The organism is Sphaerisporangium album (assembly GCF_003323745.1).
GTDB classification, from domain to species: Bacteria; Actinomycetota; Actinomycetes; order Streptosporangiales; family Streptosporangiaceae; genus Sphaerisporangium; species Sphaerisporangium album.
Genome location: NZ_QOIL01000028.1, coordinates 1 through 20,611, shown reverse-complemented (window position 1 = coordinate 20,611; position 20,611 = coordinate 1). Strand labels below are relative to the sequence as shown.

The 20,611-nt window shown below is 69.3% G+C and carries 20 protein-coding genes; 11 read left to right on the top strand and 9 right to left on the bottom strand.

Translation table 11 applies throughout. The features are described 5' to 3' along the window. Positions 1-14: 14 nt before the first annotated feature. Positions 15-329, bottom strand: a complete 315-nt coding sequence (locus DQ384_RS35320; protein WP_114033236.1) for a DUF3263 domain-containing protein — start codon at positions 327-329, stop codon at positions 15-17. Between the two features lie 222 nt (positions 330-551). Between DQ384_RS35320 and DQ384_RS35315 the strand changes: the two genes are divergently transcribed. Both DQ384_RS35315 and DQ384_RS41760 read left to right on the top strand, forming a co-directional pair. Next, positions 552-1,358 (top strand): SAM hydrolase/SAM-dependent halogenase family protein, encoded by an 807-nt coding sequence (locus DQ384_RS35315; protein ID WP_114033235.1) that lies wholly within the window; start codon positions 552-554, stop codon positions 1,356-1,358. Between the two features lie 371 nt (positions 1,359-1,729). Continuing rightward, positions 1,730-2,104, top strand: coding sequence for a hypothetical protein (locus tag DQ384_RS41760; RefSeq protein WP_181871591.1), 375 nt, complete (start codon positions 1,730-1,732; stop codon positions 2,102-2,104). 136 nt (positions 2,105-2,240) lie between these two features. Here the strand turns inward: DQ384_RS41760 and DQ384_RS35305 are convergent, their stop codons facing one another. The 5 genes from DQ384_RS35305 to DQ384_RS35285 all read right to left on the bottom strand — a co-directional run bounded on the left by DQ384_RS35305 (position 2,241) and on the right by DQ384_RS35285 (position 7,907). Next, the gene (locus tag DQ384_RS35305; RefSeq protein WP_114033234.1) at positions 2,241-3,251 is read right to left on the bottom strand and encodes an ABC transporter ATP-binding protein; all 1,011 of its coding nucleotides are present in this window, start codon (positions 3,249-3,251) and stop codon (positions 2,241-2,243) included. Next, on the bottom strand, positions 3,235-4,275 hold the full coding sequence (locus tag DQ384_RS35300) for an ABC transporter ATP-binding protein (protein ID WP_114033233.1): 1,041 nt from the start codon (positions 4,273-4,275) through the stop codon (positions 3,235-3,237). Before DQ384_RS35300 ends, DQ384_RS35305 begins: the two co-directional genes overlap by 17 nt. A gap of 11 nt (positions 4,276-4,286) precedes the next feature. Continuing rightward, positions 4,287-5,210, bottom strand: coding sequence for an ABC transporter permease (locus DQ384_RS35295; RefSeq protein ID WP_114033232.1), 924 nt, complete (start codon positions 5,208-5,210; stop codon positions 4,287-4,289). Continuing rightward, positions 5,203-6,144 (bottom strand): ABC transporter permease, encoded by a 942-nt coding sequence (locus tag DQ384_RS35290; RefSeq protein ID WP_114033231.1) that lies wholly within the window; start codon positions 6,142-6,144, stop codon positions 5,203-5,205. The genes DQ384_RS35295 and DQ384_RS35290 overlap by 8 nt, the downstream gene beginning before the upstream one ends. Positions 6,145-6,257: 113 nt before the next feature. After that, complete coding sequence (locus DQ384_RS35285) at positions 6,258-7,907, bottom strand: peptide ABC transporter substrate-binding protein (RefSeq protein WP_114033230.1); 1,650 nt, start codon at positions 7,905-7,907, stop codon at positions 6,258-6,260. A gap of 453 nt (positions 7,908-8,360) precedes the next feature. Between DQ384_RS35285 and DQ384_RS35280 the strand changes: the two genes are divergently transcribed. From DQ384_RS35280 to DQ384_RS35265, 4 genes are all read left to right on the top strand, one after another. Then, positions 8,361-9,320 carry an ABC transporter permease gene (locus tag DQ384_RS35280; protein WP_114033229.1) on the top strand — a complete coding sequence of 320 codons (960 nt, stop codon included), beginning with the start codon at positions 8,361-8,363 and terminating at the stop codon, positions 9,318-9,320. A gap of 22 nt (positions 9,321-9,342) precedes the next feature. Beyond that, entirely contained in the window at positions 9,343-10,140 is a 798-nt protein-coding gene (locus DQ384_RS35275) for an ABC transporter ATP-binding protein (RefSeq protein ID WP_114033312.1), read from the top strand. 201 nt (positions 10,141-10,341) lie between these two features. Continuing rightward, positions 10,342-10,875 carry a YbhB/YbcL family Raf kinase inhibitor-like protein gene (locus tag DQ384_RS35270; RefSeq protein ID WP_114033228.1) on the top strand — a complete coding sequence of 178 codons (534 nt, stop codon included), beginning with the start codon at positions 10,342-10,344 and terminating at the stop codon, positions 10,873-10,875. A 189-nt stretch (positions 10,876-11,064) separates the two neighbouring features. Further along, complete coding sequence (locus tag DQ384_RS35265) at positions 11,065-11,244, top strand: hypothetical protein (RefSeq protein WP_114033227.1); 180 nt, start codon at positions 11,065-11,067, stop codon at positions 11,242-11,244. 134 nt (positions 11,245-11,378) lie between these two features. Here the strand turns inward: DQ384_RS35265 and DQ384_RS35260 are convergent, their stop codons facing one another. After that, positions 11,379-12,731: a KamA family radical SAM protein gene (locus DQ384_RS35260; RefSeq protein ID WP_114033226.1), complete on the bottom strand. Its 1,353-nt coding sequence runs from the start codon at positions 12,729-12,731 to the stop codon at positions 11,379-11,381. 171 nt (positions 12,732-12,902) lie between these two features. On the opposite strand from DQ384_RS35260, the gene DQ384_RS35255 reads away from it, so the two are divergent. The 3 genes from DQ384_RS35255 to argS all read left to right on the top strand — a co-directional run bounded on the left by DQ384_RS35255 (position 12,903) and on the right by argS (position 16,559). Continuing rightward, positions 12,903-13,541 carry a DUF1707 SHOCT-like domain-containing protein gene (locus DQ384_RS35255; protein WP_114033225.1) on the top strand — a complete coding sequence of 213 codons (639 nt, stop codon included), beginning with the start codon at positions 12,903-12,905 and terminating at the stop codon, positions 13,539-13,541. Positions 13,542-13,641: 100 nt separating this feature from the next. Next, a complete protein-coding gene (gene plsX / locus DQ384_RS35250) occupies positions 13,642-14,661 on the top strand; it encodes a phosphate acyltransferase PlsX (RefSeq protein ID WP_281274165.1) in 1,020 nt (339 codons plus the stop codon). 155 nt (positions 14,662-14,816) lie between these two features. Further along, entirely contained in the window at positions 14,817-16,559 is a 1,743-nt protein-coding gene (gene argS, locus DQ384_RS35245) for an arginine--tRNA ligase (RefSeq protein ID WP_114033224.1), read from the top strand. A gap of 171 nt (positions 16,560-16,730) precedes the next feature. Here the strand turns inward: argS and DQ384_RS41755 are convergent, their stop codons facing one another. Then, positions 16,731-16,898 (bottom strand): hypothetical protein, encoded by a 168-nt coding sequence (locus DQ384_RS41755; RefSeq protein WP_181871590.1) that lies wholly within the window; start codon positions 16,896-16,898, stop codon positions 16,731-16,733. A gap of 172 nt (positions 16,899-17,070) precedes the next feature. On the opposite strand from DQ384_RS41755, the gene DQ384_RS35235 reads away from it, so the two are divergent. Beyond that, entirely contained in the window at positions 17,071-18,354 is a 1,284-nt protein-coding gene (locus tag DQ384_RS35235) for a hypothetical protein (protein ID WP_114033222.1), read from the top strand. A 292-nt stretch (positions 18,355-18,646) separates the two neighbouring features. On the opposite strand, the gene DQ384_RS35230 is transcribed toward DQ384_RS35235, so the two are convergent. Continuing rightward, positions 18,647-19,027, bottom strand: a complete 381-nt coding sequence (locus tag DQ384_RS35230; RefSeq protein WP_114033221.1) for a cell division protein SepF — start codon at positions 19,025-19,027, stop codon at positions 18,647-18,649. A 165-nt stretch (positions 19,028-19,192) separates the two neighbouring features. Between DQ384_RS35230 and DQ384_RS35225 the strand changes: the two genes are divergently transcribed. Beyond that, positions 19,193-19,987, top strand: a complete 795-nt coding sequence (locus DQ384_RS35225) for a PhzF family phenazine biosynthesis protein (RefSeq protein ID WP_114033220.1) — start codon at positions 19,193-19,195, stop codon at positions 19,985-19,987. Positions 19,988-20,611 lie beyond the last annotated feature (624 nt).

Genomic DNA, 20,611 nt, shown 5'->3' with positions numbered 1-20,611 from the left:
CACTACCCCATCGGTCAGGGGCGCATACCGAGACGCCGCGCCGCGCGCTCGCGCTGACGCGAGGCCCGCAGCCGCCTCAGCCGCTTCACCGTCATCGGGTCGTGGGCCAGTGCCTCGGGACGGTCGATGAGCTGGCCGAGGAGCTGGTAGTAGCGGGTCGCGGAGATCTCGAAGGTCTCGCGGATCGCCTGCTCCTTGGCGCCCGCGTACCGCCACCACTGACGTTCGAAGGCGAGGAGCTCGCGCTCCCGGGCGGTCAGTTCCCCGGCGACGCGGGGAGCCGGCCCTTCCTCGGGGTCGCTGTCACCAGGATCCGGCGCGGTGTCCATCAGGTCCTCCTCGGTCGGGCACGCGGAGAGGCGGACGGCAGGCCGGGCGGGGGAAGCGGGAGACCAGCGAACGTGCGCCCGGGCGAGCGCGACCCTGGGCCGCGCCGCGCGCGTGCGACCCGTGGCCATGGTAGTCGGGAATTCGCGGCTGTTCATGACACTTCGGGAGACCTGTGGGCCGCCTCTATGACACCGCGAGCGCACGACGTAAGGTCACCAAGTGTGACCTCAGTCATCACGCTACTCACCGACTACGGGCTGGAAGACGGCTTCGTGGCGTCGTGCCACGGGGTGATCATCGGGATCACCCCGGAGGCGCGCATCATCGACGTCTGCCATCTGGTCCCCGCCGGGGACATCCGGCGCGGCGCCGCGATCCTCGCCCAGACGCTGCCGTACCTGCCGGCCGGCGTGCACATCGCCGCGGTCGACCCGTCGGCCGCGAGCGCCCGGCGCTCGATCGCCGTGGAGGCCGGGCAGCGGATCTTCATCGGCCCGGACAACGGCCTGCTGTCGTGGGCCCTGCTCGCCTCGGGCGGCGCGCGGGTCGCGTACGAGATCACCAACAAGGAGCTGTTCCTCACGCCCGTCTCGCCCACCTTCCACGGGCGGGACGTGTACGCGCCCGTGGCCGCCCACCTGGTAGCCGGCCGCAGGCCCGACGAGCTCGGGCCGCGGATCCCGCTCGACCGGCTGCTGTCACTGCCCACGCCGACCGCCCGCATCGGGGAGGGCGCGGCCGAGGGCGAGGTCCTCTCGCTGGACCGCTACGGCAACGTCCAGCTCTCCGTGACCGCGGACGACCTCGCGACCCTCGGCATCCAGGTCGGCGACGCGCTGGCGGTGTCGATGGGCAGGCGGCAGATCACGGTGCCCTTCCGCGACACCTACGCGGCCGTCCCGCCGGGCGACCTCGTCGCGTTCACCGACTCGGCCGGCATGGTCTCGGTCGCGATCAACTCAGGGGACGCCGCGCAGCGCCTGGGCCTGCCTCCGGGCGCGCATGTGCGGCTCTCACGCGTGCCCTGAACGTGAAGCCCTCCGGGTGCCCGCCCCCGTAGACCGGGCGAAAGCCTCCGTCTCACCCGAAACCATGAACGGCCCGGCGGGCAAAGATTCGGTCAACTTCGCGGTGCGACAGCCACGCCCACAAGGATGTCCCATGGGAGAGAAGATCACCCGGCATGTGCGCTGACCTTGTGGTTGACCGTGCCCCTGCGGCGTGCGCCCCTGTTTTCCAGCGATATGGCCTGCCAATCATTGCTCTCGTCTGACCTTTGTCTCGCGCCGATCCCCCGCCGCCATCGGTACTGTCTGATCGGTCACAGTCAGTAGTCATCGGCGCGCCGAGCGTGCGCACTGCCGCCATGCGCCGATGATTCTCGTAAGGAGAAAGTGCAATGATTCGCCGCCTTCTGGTCACTACGGCATGCGTCGGCATCGCCCTCGTCGGCACCGCCGCCGCCGCCTCCGCCGACACCGCTTCGTCCGCGCGTCCCGCCAAGGCCGCCAAGGCCAACTGCTGCCCCATCGTCCCCACCGCGACGGTCGTCCCGACCGCCGTCGTCCCGTGCGTCGGCGCGGTCGGCTACGGCGGCTACGGCTACGGCGGCATCTACGGTGGCGGCTACGGCTACGGCGGCATCTACGGCGGTGGGTACGGCTACGGCGGCGGCTACGGTGGGGGTTACGGCGGCGGCTACGGCGGCGGCAACGTCGGCGTGGGCACCGGCGGCCTCGTGGGCGTCGGCGTGGGCAACATCGACATCCTCTGACCCACGCAAGGATGATCGGCAGGGCGGTGTCTCATGGGGCCGGGCCATGGACACCGCCTGTGCCTATTGCCTTGAACGGTGTTCATGGCCGCGCCTCCGGCACGGCATGTTCGGGCGCCCGGAGGCGCCCGAACGGTCAGGCGTTAATGACGTCGTGCGCCTCGGCGAAGTGGCAGGCGCTCAGGTGGCCGCCCGCGCGGATCTCCAGCAGCGGCTCCTGCTCGGCGCAGATGTCCTGCGCCTTCCAGCAGCGCGTGCGGAACCGGCACCCGGACGGCGGGTCGGCCGGCGAGGGCGGGTCACCCTGCAGGATGATCCGCTCGCGCCCTTCCCGGCCCTCGGGGTCGGGGACCGGCACGGCCGACAGCAGCGCCTGCGTGTACGGGTGCGCCGGCCGCTCATAGATGTCGGCGTCCTTGCCGAGCTCCACGATCTTGCCGAGGTACATCACCGCCACGCGGTCGGAGATGTGCCGGACGACCGACAGGTCGTGCGCGATGAAGATGTACGCGAGGTTGAACTCGTTCTGCAGCTTCTCCAGCAGGTTCATCACCTGCGCCTGGATCGACACGTCCAGCGCCGACACGGGCTCGTCACAGATGATGATCTCGGGCTGGAGCGCCAGGCCGCGGGCGATGCCGATGCGCTGCCGCTGGCCGCCCGAGAACTGGTGCGGGTAGCGGTTGATGTGCTCGGGGTTGAGGCCGACCACCTCCAGCAGCTCCTGCACCTTCCGGCGGCGGTCGCCCTTGGGCGCCACCTCGGAGTGGATCTCGTATGGCTCACCGATGATGTCGCCGACCGTCATCCGCGGGTTCAGCGAGGTGTACGGGTCCTGCATGACCATCTGGATGTTGCGGCGCATCCGCTTGAGCTCGGATCCGCGCGCCTTGGCCAGGTCGACCCCGTTGATCTTCGCCTGGCCCGAGGTCGGCCGCTCCAGCGCCATCAGCAGCTTCGCCAGCGTGGACTTGCCGCAGCCGGACTCGCCGACCACGCCGAGCGTCTCACCGCGGTGCAGGTCGAAGGAGACCCCGTCCACCGCCTTGATCGCGCCGATCTGCCGCTTGAAGACGATGCCCTGGCTCAGCGGAAAGTGCTTGACCAGATCACGGACCTCGAGGATGGCCTCACTCGACGGTGCCATCGAGCACCTCCCTGTAGTAGTGGCACGCGCTGCCGCGGGTCCCGCTGATCTCGTACAGCGGGGGCACGTCGGTCACGCAGTTGTCGCGGCGGTACGGGCAGCGGGGGTGGAAGGCACAGCCCGGGGGCATGTCGAGCAGGTTCGGCGGCAGGCCCTTGATCGCGTACAGGTCCTGGCCCTTCTGGTCGACCCGGGGGATCGAGTCGAGAAGGCCCTTGGAGTAGGGGTGCCCCGGGTTCTTGTAGAGGTCGTGCACGGGGGCGTTCTCGACGATGCGCCCGGCGTACATGACCGCGATCTTGTCGGCGACGTCCGCGACCACGCCGAGGTCGTGCGTGATCAGGATGAGCCCCATGTTGCTCTCGCGCTGAAGCTCGGCGAGCAGTTCCATGATCTGCGCCTGGACGGTCACGTCCAGCGCGGTGGTCGGCTCGTCGGCGATCAGCACCTCGGGGTCCAGCGCGATCGACATCGCGATCATGATGCGCTGGCGCATGCCGCCGGAGAACTGGTGCGGGTAGTCGTTGACGCGCTGCTTGGCGGCCGGGATGCGCACGCGGTCCATGAGCTCGACGGCCTTCTTCATGGCGTCGCGCTTGCCCATGCCCCGGTGCACCCGGAACATCTCGCTGATCTGCCAGCCGACGGTGAACACCGGGTTCAGCGCCGACAGGGCGTCCTGGAAGATCATGGCGATGCGCTGGCCGCGGATCTGGCTGCGCGCCTGGTCCGACAGCTTGAGCAGGTCGGTGCCGCGGAAGCGGACCTCGCCCTTGGGGATCCGCGCGGGCGGCATGTCCAGAATGCCCATGATCGCCTGCGCGGTCACCGACTTGCCGGACCCCGACTCTCCGAGGACGGCCAGCGACTCGCCGGCGTTCACCGTGTAGCTCACGCCGTTGACGGCCCTGACCAGGCCCTGGCGGGTGGTGAACTCGACGTGCAGGTTGTCCACCGCGAGCAGGGGCTCGGTCGCCGCGTCCGCGGGGAGCAGGCTCGTGTCGATTGACGGGTTCTTCACCATCGGTGCCTCTCCTACCGCAGCTTGGGGTCGAGCGCGTCGCGAACCGCGTCACCCAGCATGACGACGCTGAGGATGGTCAGGCTCAGGAACAGCGCGGGGAACAGCAGCGGGAGCGGCGCCTCCAGGAAGCGGTTGCGCGCGTCCGCGATCATCAGGCCCCAGGAGATCTGCGGGGACTGGATGCCGACGCCCAGGAAGGACAGGGCCGCCTCGGCGGCGATGAACGCGCCGAGGTTGATGGTCGACACCACGATCACCGGTGCGAGCGCGTTGGGCAGGATGTGCCTGAGCATGATGCGCCACGGCCCCGCGCCGAGCGCCCGGGCGGCCACGACGTAGTCCTGGTGCTTGGCCGTGATGACCGCGGCCCGCATGATGCGCAGGACCATCGGCCACGCGAGCAGGCCCAGGGCCAGGACGACGCTGCCGATGCCGGCGTTGTCGCGGCCGATCACCGCCAGGATCAGCAGGGCGCCGAGGATCGACGGGATGGCGAAGAAGATCTCCGCGACGCGGGACAGGATGATGTCCACCCAGCGGCCGTAGAAGCCGGCCAGCAGGCCGAGGACGCCACCGACGATGCCGGTCACGGCCGCGCTGATGAAGCCCACCAGGATCGACACCCGCGCGCCGTGGATGACCCGGGAGTACACGTCACAACCCAGGTTGTCGCTGCCGAACCAGTGCTCGGAGGTGATGCCCTTGCGCGCGTTGGCCAGGTTGCAGGTGGAGGGGTCCACGCCCACGCTGTCGAAGACGCCGGGGAACGCCGAGATCACGACCAGGATCCCCACCATGGCGGCGCCGATGACGAACACCGGGTTGCGCCGCAGGTCGTACCACGCGTCCGACCAGAGACTGGCGGCCTTTTCCTTCTTGGGGGTCTTCGCGGGCGGCGCGGCGGGCGCCGTCGCGGGCAGGGTGTCGTTACTCATAGCGGATCCTGGGATCGAGGACGGCGTACAGCATGTCGACCACGAGGTTGGCCACGATGTAGATCAGGACCAGAACCGTCACGATGCCTACGACGACAGGGTTCTCCTGCAGGTAGACCGACTGGAAGAGCTGCTGGCCGATTCCGGGCAGGTTGAAGATGGTCTCGGTGATGACCGCGCCGCCCATGAGCGTGCCGAGGTCGGCGCCCAGGTAGGTCACCATGGGGATCAGCGAGTTGCGCAGCGCGTGGCGCCCCAGCACGCGGCTCTTCGGCATGCCCTTGGCGACCGCCGTCCGGACGTAGTCGGCGCGCAGGGTCTCCATCAGGCTCGTCCGCGTCAGGCGGGTGAGGTAGGCGATGGAGACGGTGGCGAGCACGAATCCCGGCAGCAGGTAGCTGCGCAGGCCGTCCTGGACTCCCGCGACGGGGAAGAAGGCGATGCCCGTGCCGAGCTTGAGCTTGACGCCGAGGAGGAGCTGGAGCACGAAGCCGCTGACCAGGGTCGGGATCGAGACGAGCAGCAGCGTGAACGCCAGGACCGCCTTGTCCTCCCACTTGCCGCGGCGCAGCGCGGCCCAGAATCCGAGGCCCACGCCGATGACGGCCTCGAAGACGAGGGCGGTCATCGACAGCTTGAACGTGACCTGGAACTTGCCCTCGAAGATCGTCGAGACGGGGAGCCCGCGGAACGTGGTCCCGAAGTCACCGCTGAGGATGTCGCGGAGGTAGTACCCGTACCGCACGAGCAGCGGTTCGTTCAGATGGAACTGTTCCCTCATCGCCGCCGCGAAGACGGGGTCGACGCGCTTCTCACCGGCCAGTGCTTGGAGGGGGTCGCCCGGCAGGGCGTAGACGATGGCGAAGATGAGGAAGGTGGTGCCCAGCAACACAGGGATCGCCTGGAGCAGGCGCCGTAGGACGTAGCGGCCCATTCAGTACTCCCGATCATTACAAAGGGCAGCCCGCCGCAACCTCTGGGCTGCCCTCGTGGGTGGCCTCCACCCCGGGTGGTTCGAATGTATCGAACCACCCGGAGTGGTCGGCGTCAGGCCTTCTCTACGGTGAACAGGTCGACCCGCTCGAACGGGTCAATCTTGACGTTCTTCACGTGCTGCGAGTAAGCCCCGTTGGTCTGGTAGAAGTAGACCGGAATGTACGGCAGCTCCTTGAGGAGCAGGTCGTCGGCCTTCTGGTAGAACTGGATGCCTTCGTCGATCGACTTGGCGGCGTCGCCCTGGGTCAGCAGGTCGTCGAACTCCTTGCTCTTGTAGCCGGAGTAGTTCGAGCTGCCGCCGGAGCCGAAGATCGGCCGCAGGTAGTTCTCGGGCGACGGGTAGTCCATGATCCACGCCATGCGGAAGGCGCCGGGCCACTTCTTGGCGCCCAGGTCGTCGAGGATCGTGGCGAACTTCTCGACCGGCTTCGGCGTGACCTTCGCACCGAGGTTGGTGCGCAGGTTGTTGGCGATGGCCTCGATCCACTCCTTGTGGCCGCCGTCACCGTTGTAGCCGATGACGATCTCGTCCATCTTGTCGCCGCCGGCCTGCTGGAACAGGGCCTTGGCCTTGGCGGGGTCGTAGGTGCACGCCTCGCCGCAGGCGCCCTGGCGGTAGCCGGAGACGACCGGGCTGATGAAGTCGTCGGCCGGGACGCGGGTGCCGGAGAAGACGGTCTCGGTGATCGTCTTGCGGTCGATCGCCATGGAGATCGCCTTGCGGACGTCCGCGCTCTTCGCGTAGTTGGCGCCGCTCTCGATCGGGAAGCCGATGTAGCCGATGCCGGAGGAGGGCTGCTCGATGTAGCGGTCGCCGAACTCGGTCTTGGCGGTGGCGATCGCCTCGGCGGGCAGCTGGTCCATGATGTCCAGGTTGCCGGCGCGCAGGTCGTTGAAGGCCGTCGCGAGGTCGGTGTAGATCTTGAAGTCGACCGCGTCGACCTTGGCCTTGCCCTCCTTGAAGTCCTCGTTGCGGACCGTGGAGATCGTCTGGTCCGTGCCGCGCTTCCAGGCCTTGGACATCTTGAAGGGCCCGTTGCCGACCGGGTTGGAGCCGTAGTCGGCCTTCAGCTTGCCCTCGGACTCGAAGGCCGCCTTGGGCAGCGGGTAGAACGCGGTGTAGCCCAGCATCGTCGGGAAGCCCGAGAACGGGTTCTTGAGCTGGACGGTGAAGGTCTTGTCGTCGACGACCTTCAGGCCGCTGAGGGAGGTCGCCGTCGGCGTCTTGCCCTCGCCCGGGTTCATCTCGTCGTAGCCGACGATGCTCCCGAAGAAGTAGTTGCCCTCCTGGGCGTTGGCGCCGTTCGCCGTGAAGTTCCAGGAGTCGACGAAGTTCTGGGCCACGACGGGTTCACCGTTGTGCCACTTGTACCCGTCCTTGAGCTTGATCGTCCACGTCGTGGAGTCCGGGGACTCGATGGACTCGGCGACGCGGTTGTACGGCTTCTTGTCCGCGTCGTAGTCAACAAGTCCGACGAACAGGGCGTTCAGTACCTCCGCGCCACTGGTTTCGGTCGTGTTGCCCGGGATGAGGTCGTGCTGCGGCTCAGCGATCTCGACCCTGACCGCACCCGCAGCCCCGCCACCGGCGGCGGTGCTGGAGTTGGTGCTCGTGTTGTCACTGCTGCCGCCACACGCCGCAACCGCCAGCGCGAGCAACGCGGTCGCCGTGACGATCTGTGCGCCCTTGGTCACACGCATCGTGGATTAATCCTCCCTCTAAGGTGGGCGTTGGCACTGAACCGCGCCGTGTCGTACGCCTCCAGGGGATCCGGCCCTGGAATTCGCGGACACGGTCAAGTCAGTTGACGCCCTGCCAGTCGACCGCGAGCATCCCTCACTACTTCTCACCAGCGAGTCTCTGGCGCATTGCAGTTCGGTCACACGTGGCACTGTCCGGCGTCACACGCATACCATCTAGGCCGTCAATAATGCCTTGATATGGCACAAAGTCCTCACTAAGGTACACACAATTGGGCAATGGTCGCACCCGGGGCATCTCTTCCGGGCATCTCCCCTCCCGGCTCCCACCTGCGCGGACATGCCTCGCATGACCGGCGGCGGGCCCTGTCGCGCACCCGTGTACCAGACCTGCGCCCTGATCGAACGGCACCGCAGGCATCTCATTCACCCGGATCCAATAGAGTCCATGCCATGAGTCAGCCGGAATCCGCCGTCGCGGACTCCCGAGCGGGCGACCGGGCTCGCGGCTCCTCCCAGAGCGGGAAGGAATCGCTGTCCGCGCTCGCCGAGCGCCACGGGTTGCGACGCGCCATCGCGCGCCCCAGTCTGCCCGTCTACCTGCGTCAACTGTGGGAGCGGCGGCACTTCGTCCTGACGTACGCCACGTCGCGTAACGTCTCGAAGTACTCCGACTCGATGCTGGGCCAGCTCTGGCAGGTGCTCACGCCGCTGCTGAACGCCGGCGTCTACTACCTGATGTTCGGCCTGATCCTGGGTCAGAAGAAGGACATCACCAACTACACCGCGTTCCTCATCACCGGTGTGTTCGTGTACTCCTACACCCAGCGGTCGATCACGGGCGGGGCCAAGTCGATCTCGGGGAACCTCTCGCTGATCCGGGCCCTCCATTTCCCCCGCGCGGCGCTCCCCCTGGCGTACACGATCCAGGAGTTCCAGCAGCTCGCCATCTCCATGGGCGTGCTGGCGGTGATCGTTCTGGTCACCGGCGAGCCGCTCACCTGGATGTGGCTGCTGATCCCGGTGGTTCTGCTGCTGCAGACGATCTTCAACGTCGGCATGAGCCTGTTGCTCGCCCGCATCGGCGCGTTCGTGCGTGACATGAACCAGTTGCTCCCGTTCATCCTCCGCACCTGGCTCTACACCTCGGGCGTCTTCTACAGCATCCCGGCGAAGATGGACGGCCAGCCCGCATGGGCCCGCATCCTGCTTGAGTTCAACCCGCCGTCGGTCTTCATCGACCTGATGCGGCATCTGCTCCTCGCGACGTATCCTCGCGATCTCGACAAGTTCGGCTACCCGCACAGCAGCCTCGGCCAGCTGTGGCTATACGCTGCGTTCTGGGCCGCGGTCGCGCTGATCGGCGGCTTCTGGTACTTCTGGCGGGCCGAAGAGAGGTACGGCCGTGGCTGAGCTGACCAAGGAGCTGTCCCAGATGGCGAACGAGCAGGCGATCCAGGCCGACGCCGCGCCGCAGGACGCCGCCGAGCCAGGCGCGCCCACGGTCATCGTCGACGACCTCCACATCGTCTACCGCGTGTTCGGGGCGGCCAGCGAGGCCGAGAAGGGCAACGCCGCCAACGCCCTGATGCGCATCATCCGCCGCCAGGGCCGGCCGCAGATGAAGGAAGTGCACGCCGTCAAGGGCGTCTCCTTCATCGCCCGCCACGGCGACGCCATCGGCATCATCGGCCGCAACGGCTCGGGCAAGTCCACCCTGCTGCGGGCCATCGCCGGCCTGCTGCCCCCGCACAAGGGGTCGGTCTACACCGACGGCCAGCCGTCGCTGCTCGGCGTCAACGCCGCGCTGATGAAGGAGCTGACCGGCGAGCGCAACATCGTGCTCGGCTGCTACGCGATGGGCATGACGCCCGCCCAGGTCAGGGAGCGCTACGACGAGATCGTCGAGTTCTCCGGCATCGGCGAGTTCGTCCAGTTCCCCATGTCCACCTACTCCTCGGGCATGGGCGCCCGGCTGCGGTTCGCCATCGCCTCGGCCAAGGCCCACAACGTCCTGCTGATCGACGAGGCCCTCGCCACCGGTGACCGCGACTTCAAGCGCAAGAGCCAGGAGCGCATCCACCAGATGCGCAAGGAGGCCGGCACGGTGTTCCTGGTCGCCCACAACCTGGACGTCATCGAAGAGACCTGCAACCGGGTCATCTGGCTGCACAAGGGCCAGATCAAGATGGACGGCGACCCCACAACGGTCCTCGCCGCCTACAACGCCTGATCATTCGGGACCTCCAGGGCGCTCCGCACCTCCGCGCCACAGGCGCGGCCATAAGCACTGTTCGGGGCGCCTCTAAGGCGCTCCGAACCGCCGTGCCGGAGGCGCGGCCATAAGCGCGTGCCGGAGGCGCGTGCCGGAGGTGCGGCCATATACACGGCAAGATGGGGGCGATCGAGCAACGTCCTTCCATCGGAGGTCCCTGTGGCCAAGCAACCACCGATTCCGTACGACTTCCTGCCCGAGGTCCCGCCGCTCACCGTCGAAAGCGATGACGTCAGGGACGGCGAGCGCCTGTCCGACGCCCAGGTCTTCGACGGCTGGGGCATGGGCGGCGGCAACGTATCCCCGCACCTGCGCTGGTCCGGCGCGCCCTCGGGTACCAAGAGCTTCGCCGTGACGTGCTTCGACCCCGACGCGCCGACCGGCAGCGGCTTCTGGCACTGGCTGGTGTACGACATCCCGGCCGACGTCACCGAGCTGCCGTCCGGCGCGGGGTCGGCCGACCTCCAGGGCCTGCCCGAGGGCGCCGTCCACGGGCGCAACGACTACGGCCTGAAGCACTACGGCGGCGCCGCGCCGCCTCCCGGCACGCCGCACCGCTACCTGTTCGCCGTCCACGCGCTCGGCGCCGAGAAGCTCGACCTCGGGGACGACCCCGCGGCCGCCGTCGTGGGCTTCAACATCACCGCCAACACGCTCGCCCGCGGCTACATCGCCCCGATCTACGAGACCTGAGCCCCGGACCCCCGCGGGCTGTGACGGACGTCCGCCGCCGTGGCGCGGCGCGTCCGCCGCGCCACGCGGGTCCGGTGATGCCGGACGGGCTAGACCGTACAGAAGTCCGACACGCGCCCCCGAATCTGCTGACATCGCGTACGGCGTTCCACTATGATTCGAACGAAGATTCGATCTGAGGGATACGTGATGGAGTGGGGGTGCGGGGTGCAAGAGCTGGCGATCGCGATCGATCACCTGTCCGCGGAAGACCCTTCGGACATTCCACGTGGCCTGCTCGCCGAGCAGCTCATCGAGCTGCACTGGCAGATGGCCCGCCTGCAGGCCCAGATCGCCCGCCGCACCTACGTGCGCAATCCGGGCTCCTGACAGAGATCTGCCCCTGAGTCAAGTCAAGTCATCGACCACACCGATATTCGCTTCGGCGTTCGAACACCGGCCGGCGCCTCGCCCGAGGCGCCGGCCGGTGTGTTCGGATGTGCCTCCCGGCCCGCCGGGCGGTCTTACGGCCGGCCGAGCGGGCCGCCCGGCGCGACCGGGAGGCGTACTTCATCCAGGGGAGTGGTCTCGAACGGGAATCGGTCGGCGAAGGCCGGGCGCAGATCGCTGATCCACACGGCCTTCGGGTCGTACTCCGCGAAGAAGGGGCGCCCGACGAGCGCGGGGTCGCGCGCCTGGATGAGATGCAGCACGAAGACCTTCCGCCCCGCCACCTCGGCGACGCCGTCCACGCACACCTTCCCCGGCGTCGAGGACATCGACGGGCCCCGCACGGTGCGGCACAGCCCGGAGACCTGAGCGTAGGCGTCGCGGAAGATCTCATGCGCGCGGGCCAGCGGCACCGCGAAGTAGTCCTGCGGCCCCGTGTCGCGCTCGACGAACATGTAGTACGGCACCATGCCGAGCGTGAGCTGGGTCCTCCACATGCGCGCCCAGGTGTCCGGGTGGTCGTTGATCGTACGGATCAGCGGCGCCTGCGTGCGGACGACCGCGCCGGTGTCCCGGATCGCCCGCACGGCCGTCTGCACCAGCTCGGGCTCCATCTCGCGCGGGTGCGAGAAGTGCGCCATGAAGGCGAGGTTCTTGCCGGACTCGGCGACCGTGGAGAACAGCCGCAGAACGTCCGGGGCGTCGGGGTCGGTGACGAACCGGCCGGGCCAATAGGCCAGCGACTTGGTGCCGATGCGGATCGACTCCAGCTGCTCCACCCCGAGCAGCGGCTCGACGTACCTCCGCAGCACGGGGCCGCTCATGATCATCGGGTCGCCGCCGGTGAGCAGCACGCTGGTGACCCCCGGGTGCTCGCGCAGGTAGCGCACCAGGCCCTGGACGTCGTCGGAGGCCATCTTGAGATCCGGCTCGCCGACGAACTGCGCCCAGCGGAAGCAGTACGTGCAGTAGGCGTGGCAGGTCTGCCCCTGCTTGGGGAAGAAGAGAACGGTCTCCGGATACTTGTGCTGGATGCCGGGCATCGGCTCGTTCCCCACCCGCGGCATGTTGAGCTCCATCTGCCCGGCCGGATGCGGGTTGAGCCTCATGCGCACCCTGTTCGCCGCCGTCTGCACCTCGGCGGGGGACGCTCCGGCCCGCAGCAGGCCGGCGATGGAGGCCACGTCCTCCTCGGGCAGCATGTCCTCCTGAGGGAACACCAGCCGGTAGATGGGATCGCCTGGGATGTCCGACCAGTCGATCAGCTGGTCGACGACGTATTGGTTGGTCCTGAACGGCAGCACCGACGCCACCGCCCGGACGCGCAGCCGCGCCTCGGAGCCGAGTCCCGCGCGCAGTAGTAGGTCGTCCAGATGCTTGGCCGTGTAGGCCCGGAACCCTCGCGTACCGGCCTGTGTCAGAGTCACTCGAGATTTTTCCTCTCTTGTGGGGCCGTCCGGTAAACCTGATGCGCATGTTGTGCGTCTGTTGCTCTTACGGACGCGCCGACGCGTCGGCTTGGTTCCGTATGACCGAAAAGCGTTGGTAAAACCTTCCGGATATCGCGACATATCTTGAGTTGGGCTACGCTGGTCCGTGTGAGCTCTCTTACGCCCTTCGAATCAGGCGACACCGCGCAGCGCGCGTCCGACGCCGACCGCGATCACATCGCCGCCATCCTGGGCGAGGCTCTGGCCACCGGCCGCCTCACCAGCGTCGAGCACGCCGACAGGCTGGAGGCCGCCTACAGTGCCGTCACCGTCGGCGACCTGGTCCCGCTCACCCGCGACCTGCCCGGCCTCGCCCCCGCTTCCACGTCCGGCTACAGCGCGGACCAGCAGGAGGTCACGGCCGTCTTCAGCAAGATCATCCGTGGAGGCCGCTGGGTGGCCGGTCGCCACACCGTCCTGCGCTCCACCTTCGGCGCGCTCATCATCGACCTCACCGACGCCGTACTGCCCGGCCGCGAGGTCACCCTCGAGCTCAACTCGTTCTGCGGCAAGCTCATCGTCCGCGTCCCCGAGAACGCCCGGGTGATGGACGAGGGCAGCGCCATCTTCTCCAAGCGTCACATCTCCGGCGGCAACGAGGGGGGCGACCCCAACGGCCCGCTCATCCGGGTGACGGGGCGGGCGATGTTCGGCAAGGTCGTCGTCTCACGCGGGGACAGCGCTCCCCACTGGCCCTGGCACTACTGGCCCGGGCACTCCGGCCCCTGGCCCGGACAGTCCGGCTGACGACCACCCTGACCACCCCGGCGTCCGCCCTGGCGCGCAGAACACTCGGCTCGGCCACCTACGATGCGGGACACACACTGATTCCGTACGAGGTGACCGCTTGGACGGCATTCCGCCGATAGCCCTGGACGCCATGGGAGGCGACAACGCCCCTGGCGCGATCGTGGCGGGAGCCGTGGCGGCCGTACGGGACCACGGCGTGCCCATCGTGCTCGTCGGCGCGCCCCGCACGATCTCCGAGGCGCTCGCCGCGCACGACGCCGTCGGAGAGATCCCGATCGTCCGGGCGGAGGAGGCACTCGCCATGGACGAGGGTGCCCTCGCCAGCCTGCGCCGTCCCCGATCCAGCATCGCCGTCGCCTGCCATCTCGTGCGCCGGGGCGACGCCTCCGCCGTCGTCTCCGCCGGCTCCACGGCCGGGGTCGTGGCCACCGGCAAGCTGCGGCTGAGGGCCCAGCAGGGCGTGCTGCGGCCCGCCATCGCCGTCCCCCTGCCGACCAGGCCCCACCCCACCGTCCTGCTGGACGCCGGCGCGACCGCCGACGTCAAACCCGAGATCCTCGTGCAGTTCGCCCACCTCGGCGCCGCGTACGCCGAGACGGCCCTCGGCATCGAACGGCCCCGCGTCGGGCTGCTCACGATCGGCGGCGAGGCCGAGAAGGGCAACAAGCTCACCAAACGCGCCCACGAACTGCTCGCCGCCGTCCCCACCCTGAACTTCACCGGCAACATCGAGGGGCACGACCTGCTGAACGGCGTCGTCGACGTCATCGTCACCGACGGCTTCACCGGCAACATCGCCCTCAAGACCATGGAGGGGGCCGTCCGGTACGCCTTCGCCGAACTGCGCGAGACCCTCGAAGCCGGGCGCCTCTCGCGACTCGCGGCGGCGCTCCAGCGCGGACGGCTGCGCGACCTGCGTAAACGCCTCGACCCCGAGGTGTACGGCGGGGCAGTGCTGCTCGGCCTGAACGGCACCGTGGTGATCGCGCACGGCGCCTCGACGGCCAAGGGCGTGGCCGCGGCGTGCGTGCTCGCCCGCACCCTCGCGCGCCAGGGCACGGTCACCCACGTCGGAGAGCGCATCGCGGCCGGGCACAAGTCCCTGCGCCGCCGCTGAGCCCTCCACCGCTCCCATTGGAGACGCCCTGGACGTACCGTACGAGGCCCAAGGCGACCCCTCTCCGACCCTCAACCCCGAGGCGCCCCCCTCGTGATGATCATGGCTGTGGATAACATCTGCGGGCCGGGTGATCAGCCGATATCCTTGGGGGCATGACCGACCCGCAGCTCGTGCTCACCGAGCGGGTCCAGCAGGCGCTGGCCACCGCTTTCGGTCCGGAGTACATGGGCGCCGACCCGCTGATCCGGCCCTCCCAGTTCGCCGACTTCCAGGCGAACGTCGCGCTGAGCCTGGCCAAGCGGCTGCGACGTGCCCCGCGGGAGGTCGCCCAGGCCATCGCCGACGCCCTCGGCGCGGCCGGCGCCGGCGACGCGTTCTCCAAGATCGAGGTCAGCGGTCCCGGCTTCCTCAACATCACGCTGAACGACGACTGGATCGCCGAGCAGGCCCGGCTCACGCTCCAGGACCCGCGCAGCGGCGTCGGGCGCTCCACGCCCCCGCAGACCGTCGTCATCGACTACTCCGCGCCCAACGCCGCCAAAGAGATGCACGTCGGGCACCTGCGCACGACCATCGTCGGCGACTCGCTGGCGCGCATCCAGCACCACCTCGGCAACCGGGTCATCCGGCAGAACCACCTCGGCGACTGGGGCACCCAGTTCGGCATGCTCATCGAGCACCTGCTCGACATCGGCGAGGCCAACGCCCTCGCCCGCCTGGAGTCCGGCGAGACCAACGAGTACTACCAGGAGGCGCGGGCGAAGTTCGACGCCGACCCGGCCTTCAAGGAGCGCTCGCGCCGCCGTGTGGGCACCCTGCAGTCGGAGGACCCGGAGACGCTCCGGCTGTGGCACCTGTTCATGGACGCCACGATCCGTTACTTCAACCGGGTCTACTCCCTGCTCGGCGTCACGCTGACGGACGCCGACATCGCCGGCGAGAGCATGTACAACCCCATGCTCGCCGAGACCTGCGACGACCTGGAGGCCGCCGGGGTCGCGGTGATGAGCGAGGGCGCGCTGTGCGTGTTCCCCCCCGGCTTCAAGGGCAGCGACGACAAGCCCCTGCCGTTGATCATCAGGAAGAGCGACGGCGGGTACGGCTACGCGACGACCGACATGACCGCCATCCGCTACCGCGTGCGCGACCTGAAGGCCGACCGCATCCTGTACGTCGTGGGCGCCGATCAGGCCCTGCACTTCCAGATGGTCTTCGCCGCCGCCCGGCAGGCGGGCTGGCTGCCCGACGAGGCCTCCGCCGAGCACATCCAGATCGGCATGATGCTCGGCGCCGACGGCCGCCGGTTCCGCACGCGCAGCGGCGAGAGCGTCAAGCTCACCGACCTGCTGGAGGAAGCCGTCGAGCGTGCCTCCGCGGCCATCGCCGAGCGCGGCTACGACGAGGCGACGCGCGCCGAGATCGCCCGCACGGTCGGCATCGGCGCGGTGAAGTACGCCGACCTGTCGGTCAGCCACGACAGCGAGTACATCTTCGACTTCGACCGTATGCTGGCCTTCACCGGCAACACCGGGCCGTACATGCAGTACGCCACGGCGCGAATCCGCTCGATCTTCCGCAAGGGCGGCGTCGACCCGTCCGAGGTCAGCGGGCCGATCATCCTCGGCGAGCAGGCCGAGCGCGACCTGGCGCTCCAGCTTCTGGGGTTCGGCACGGTCGTCGAGAACGCCGCCGCCACGGCCGAGCCCCACCGCGTCTGCGCCTACCTCTACGAGACGGCGAGCGCCTTCACCACCTTCTACGAGAAGTGCCCGGTCCTGAAGGACGACGTCGACCCGGCGACCCGCACCTCCCGCCTGGCCCTGTGCGCCCTGGCCCTGCACGTCCTCCAGTCCGGCCTGAACCTCCTCGGCGTCCCCGTCCCCGACCGCATGTGACCACCCCCACCCCCACCCCCGGCCGGCACCACGCGATCTGACCTGCTCCGCCCCCGGTCCCCGATCCTCGCCCCGCACGTCGGCGTGCCGTCGTACACGGCGGCGCCCAAAGAACTAACCTTGGCGCGGTCATGGGAATGCCTGCCGAACCCTCGCCACCGGGGGCCTTCCTCACGCCTTCGGGGAGTTGCCCGCTTTGAGCATGGACCTGACCGAGAACTCCGGCATCTCCGGCGCCGCGAACCCCGTGCCGCCCCCACGCCCCACCCCCGCCCCGGCGGGGTCCCCAGCAGAACCCCCCACGGCGAGCCCCTCCGCTCCGACCACGGGGAACGCCATGAAACCTCCCGCCGGGACCACCACAGGACTCCCCGCCGGGAACGTCCTGGGACGTGGCCCCGGGGATGCCGTGGGCCCCAACGCCGCAGACCTCTCCGGGCCTGCCTTCGGGGGTGCCGCAGGCGCCGCCGTCGGGGACCTCTCGGGGAGCGGTGTCGGGGACGTCTCAGAGTTGCGGCGGTATGCCGAGGGTCTGTTCACTCAGCTCGCCGCGGACGGCACCGCGCCGGCGCTGCCGCCGGGCGGCCTCCACATGCCCGGCTCCTGGCTCGCCCCGGCGATCGAGGCACTCGTCCTCATCCTCTCCGGGGACGACGCCCTGGAGCCGCTCAGCCGCGCCGCGCAGCTCGACGAGGCCGGGACCGCCCTGTTCCTCTGTCTGGCCCTCGCCATCAGCGGCAACGGCGACCGTATCCACGCCTCGTGGCTCGGCACCGCCTTCGGCGAGCTGTCCGCCGACCGGCCCGTGACACCAGGCCAGCGCGCCCTGTGGACCGCCGCCGCCCGAGGCGCGTACGGACCCGCTGGCAAGATCTTCGTGCTGCGCAAGCTCGACGCCTCAGGCGTCTCCTCGGCCATCGAGCCCGACCTGTGGCTGCGCGCCCTCGCCCCGGAGGACGCCTCCGCCGCGTCACCCGCAATGACCACCCTGCCCGCGCTGGCCGATGTCCCCGAGCTGGCCGAGCCGGTACGGGCCGCGTCCCGCCTGAAGCGCCTGCTCGAACGCTGCACCGAGATCACCTCCACCCGCCCGCCGCTGATCCCCAGAGGTGAGCGCCCCGGCCCCTGGCCCGACACAGAGCCGCTCACCGTTCTCCGCTCCCTCGTCCACGCGGAGGAACCGGGACCGCTCGGGGCGCTGAGCGCGCACCTCCTGGACGACATCCAGCCCGGCTCGGACCCGTACCTCGCGGCCATCGCCTTCCACGTCGCCGCGCCCGTCGTCCGCACCGCCGCCGGGGAACTGGCCGAGGCGACCGGGGTCGCGCCGCCCTCGGAGATCACCGTGCCCCTGCTCGGACACGAGGTGATCCTTCGGCCCGAGGGCCCCGACGTGCCCTCCCTCACCGCCGCCGAGGCGGCCATCCACGCCGAGGGGGCCGCGCGCCGCTCCTCGCGCTGGCTGGTGTACGGCCCCGCGCTGCTGCCCGTCGCGGCCCTGGTGCTGGCCTTCACGGTGTCCGAGCTGTTCGCCGTCGCCTCTCTCGTCCTTGGCGGCATCGCCGGCTTCCTGCTGTGGCGCGCGAACGTCCGGGAGCAGGCCGAGGCCCGCCGCGTCGAGGCCGAGATCACCCGGCTGCGGGAGCAGGCCGAGGCGGCGGTGTGGGCGTTGCACGACTACGCGCGCGAGGCGGAGCAGCGGTCCACGACCGCCCAGGAGAACCTCACGGCACTCACCCGCCTCCTGCGCCGAGGCCCGGCGGTCGCCGACCAGCGTCCCCCCGCATCACGCTGACCGGCGGCGACCGAGGCAGATCGGCCGCGACGAGGTTCGCGGCGGGCATGTACCAGACGGGGCGTATACGAGAACGAGGCCGCCCATCACGACGGCCTCGTTCGTCATCCTGGTAGAGCAGGCTCACTGAGCCCGCCAGGTACCTCTCCTCGAACGAAGAACGCGGCGCCGGATCCCCAGCGCGGCGTTCCATGGCCGGCGTCGTCGCGTCGTCGTCCACAGCCCTAGGCCCCAGGGACTCCAGGTCCTCAGCAGCACCACCGCCGGACACGACCCGATCTGTCTCCTGGGCCTACGTGTTCGTGATCTCGACGTCGGCGGGGGCGAGCAGGAACACCTTGTCGGCGATCCGCTCGATGCGCCCCTCGCAGCCGTAGGTGAGACCGGCGGCGAAGTCGACCATACGGGTGGCCTCGGCCATGGACATGCCGGCCACGTCCATGATGACCGCCTGGCCGTCCCGGAAGTGCTGCCCCACGATGAGCGCGTCGGAGTACTTCCGCGGGCGGATCATGATGATCCGTGCGGGATCCCCACCCGACCCCCAGCGCCTGGCGGCCCGTTCCGACGCGGGCATCCACTCATCCTCGTACTCGTCATAGTCGTAGGGCTCGTCGTACTGATCCCCATCGCCCAGGCCAAGGTAACTCACCACCCTGCGCACTGCCCCCATCGGCTGTCCTTTCCGCGAGAACCGGCCACATTCGCCGTGCCCCGACACAAATGACCGTAACGGACCCGCCGCCGGGGAGGGTGCGACACGCCCACGTCCTTTTGATTTTGCACGGGTTGCACAGCGGTTTCGACCGGTTATCCGGGGGTCGATAGGATCGCCGGCATGCGTATCTTCACCGTCGATTCGTTCACCGATCAGGCCTTCAAGGGTAACCCCGCCGCCGTCTGCCTGCTGGAGAGTCCGCGATCCGACGAGTGGATGCAAGCCCTGGCCAGCGAGATGCGGCACTCCGAGACGGCGTTCGTTCTGGAGCAGGACGACGGCCGGCCGTACTCCCTGCGCTGGTTCACTCCCGCGGCCGAGGTGGCATTGTGCGGGCACGCCACCCTGGCATCCGCACACGTGCTGTATTCGATCGGAGCGGCCTCCGATTCGATCGAATTTTCTACGAAGAGTGGAATCCTGACCACTCAGAAGCTTGATCACGACCGTATTTCGATGGATTTCCCGGCCATCCCGGTGGCTGAGATATCCCCTCCGGAGGCCCTCGGCAAGGCCCTGGGGGCGTTCCCGGCGTGGGTCGGCATGGGTCGCTTCGACATCCTGGCCGAGCTCGAGTCCGAGGACGCGGTCCGTACGTTGACCCCGGACATCGACGCCCTGGCGTCTCTGCCGGCCCGCGCCGTCTGCGTCACCGCCCGCGCCGCCGACCCGTCAGGCGAGGCCGACTACGTCTCCCGCGTGTTCGCCCCCGCCGTCGGCATCCCCGAGGACCCCGTGACCGGATCCGCCCACTGCATGCTGGCCCCCTACTGGACCGCCAAGCTCGGCCCGGCCTCCCTCATAGGCGCCCAACTCTCCCAACGGGGCGGCACCGTCCACACCACGGTCCAAGACGACCGCGTAGCCCTCGCAGGCCAAGCCATAACCATCTGGTCCGGCCACCTCCACGTATGACCCGACACCCCGCACTCGATTCTCCGCCGTACGGCCCGTCGTTTCCGGTTCCCCCTCGTCGTTTCGTCCCCGTCGTAGCTCCCCGTGGTACGGCCCGTCTCGACGAGACTCCACCGTACGGCCCGTCTCGAGTCTCCGTCGTACGGCCCGTCGTTCCGGTTCCCCCTTGTCGTTTCGTCCCCGTCGTAGCTCTCCGTCGTACGCCCGTCTCGACGAGTCTCCGCGGTATGGCTCGTCGCCATTGGCGCCGGCGCGGCGGGACGCGGGTCGGCGAACCCGGCGCCTGATACGGCGGTCCACCGGCAACCACCCACCGCCACCCGCCACCCGCCACCCGCCGGCCATCCTCCGGCCCGGCGCCGACCCGGCCCCGGACATGCAAAAGCCGGGCCCCGGAAAAGGGACACCCCCCTCCAGAACCCGGCTGACACCAAACCCCAGCCCGCACCCGCCACCCCGGAAACACCCATAAGCCAGAACCCCGGGAACGGGGAAGGAAACGGGGAGACCCATCCTCCCGCGGCACGCGGAAACCGTCAGCACCCGGAGCGTGGGAACACGACACACACAGCCACAGCCACAGTGGACGTCGGCACACCGGCAACACGGCGGGCGCCGGAGGGC

Coding starts and splice junctions, on each gene's coding strand:
- DQ384_RS35230 (WP_114033221.1), bottom strand. CDS start 19,027: ATGGGGGCAGTGCGCAGGGTGGTGAGTTACCTTGGCCTGGGCGATGGG.
- DQ384_RS35275 (WP_114033312.1), top strand. CDS start 9,343: ATGGCGAACGAGCAGGCGATCCAGGCCGACGCCGCGCCGCAGGACGCC.
- DQ384_RS35320 (WP_114033236.1), bottom strand. CDS start 329: ATGGACACCGCGCCGGATCCTGGTGACAGCGACCCCGAGGAAGGGCCG.
- DQ384_RS35265 (WP_114033227.1), top strand. CDS start 11,065: ATGGAGTGGGGGTGCGGGGTGCAAGAGCTGGCGATCGCGATCGATCAC.
- argS (WP_114033224.1), top strand. CDS start 14,817: ATGACCGACCCGCAGCTCGTGCTCACCGAGCGGGTCCAGCAGGCGCTG.
- DQ384_RS35300 (WP_114033233.1), bottom strand. CDS start 4,275: ATGGTGAAGAACCCGTCAATCGACACGAGCCTGCTCCCCGCGGACGCG.
- DQ384_RS35285 (WP_114033230.1), bottom strand. CDS start 7,907: ATGCGTGTGACCAAGGGCGCACAGATCGTCACGGCGACCGCGTTGCTC.
- DQ384_RS41755 (WP_181871590.1), bottom strand. CDS start 16,898: ATGGCGTTCCCCGTGGTCGGAGCGGAGGGGCTCGCCGTGGGGGGTTCT.
- DQ384_RS35280 (WP_114033229.1), top strand. CDS start 8,361: ATGAGTCAGCCGGAATCCGCCGTCGCGGACTCCCGAGCGGGCGACCGG.
- DQ384_RS35290 (WP_114033231.1), bottom strand. CDS start 6,144: ATGGGCCGCTACGTCCTACGGCGCCTGCTCCAGGCGATCCCTGTGTTG.
- DQ384_RS41760 (WP_181871591.1), top strand. CDS start 1,730: ATGATTCGCCGCCTTCTGGTCACTACGGCATGCGTCGGCATCGCCCTC.
- DQ384_RS35295 (WP_114033232.1), bottom strand. CDS start 5,210: ATGAGTAACGACACCCTGCCCGCGACGGCGCCCGCCGCGCCGCCCGCG.
- DQ384_RS35225 (WP_114033220.1), top strand. CDS start 19,193: ATGCGTATCTTCACCGTCGATTCGTTCACCGATCAGGCCTTCAAGGGT.
- DQ384_RS35305 (WP_114033234.1), bottom strand. CDS start 3,251: ATGGCACCGTCGAGTGAGGCCATCCTCGAGGTCCGTGATCTGGTCAAG.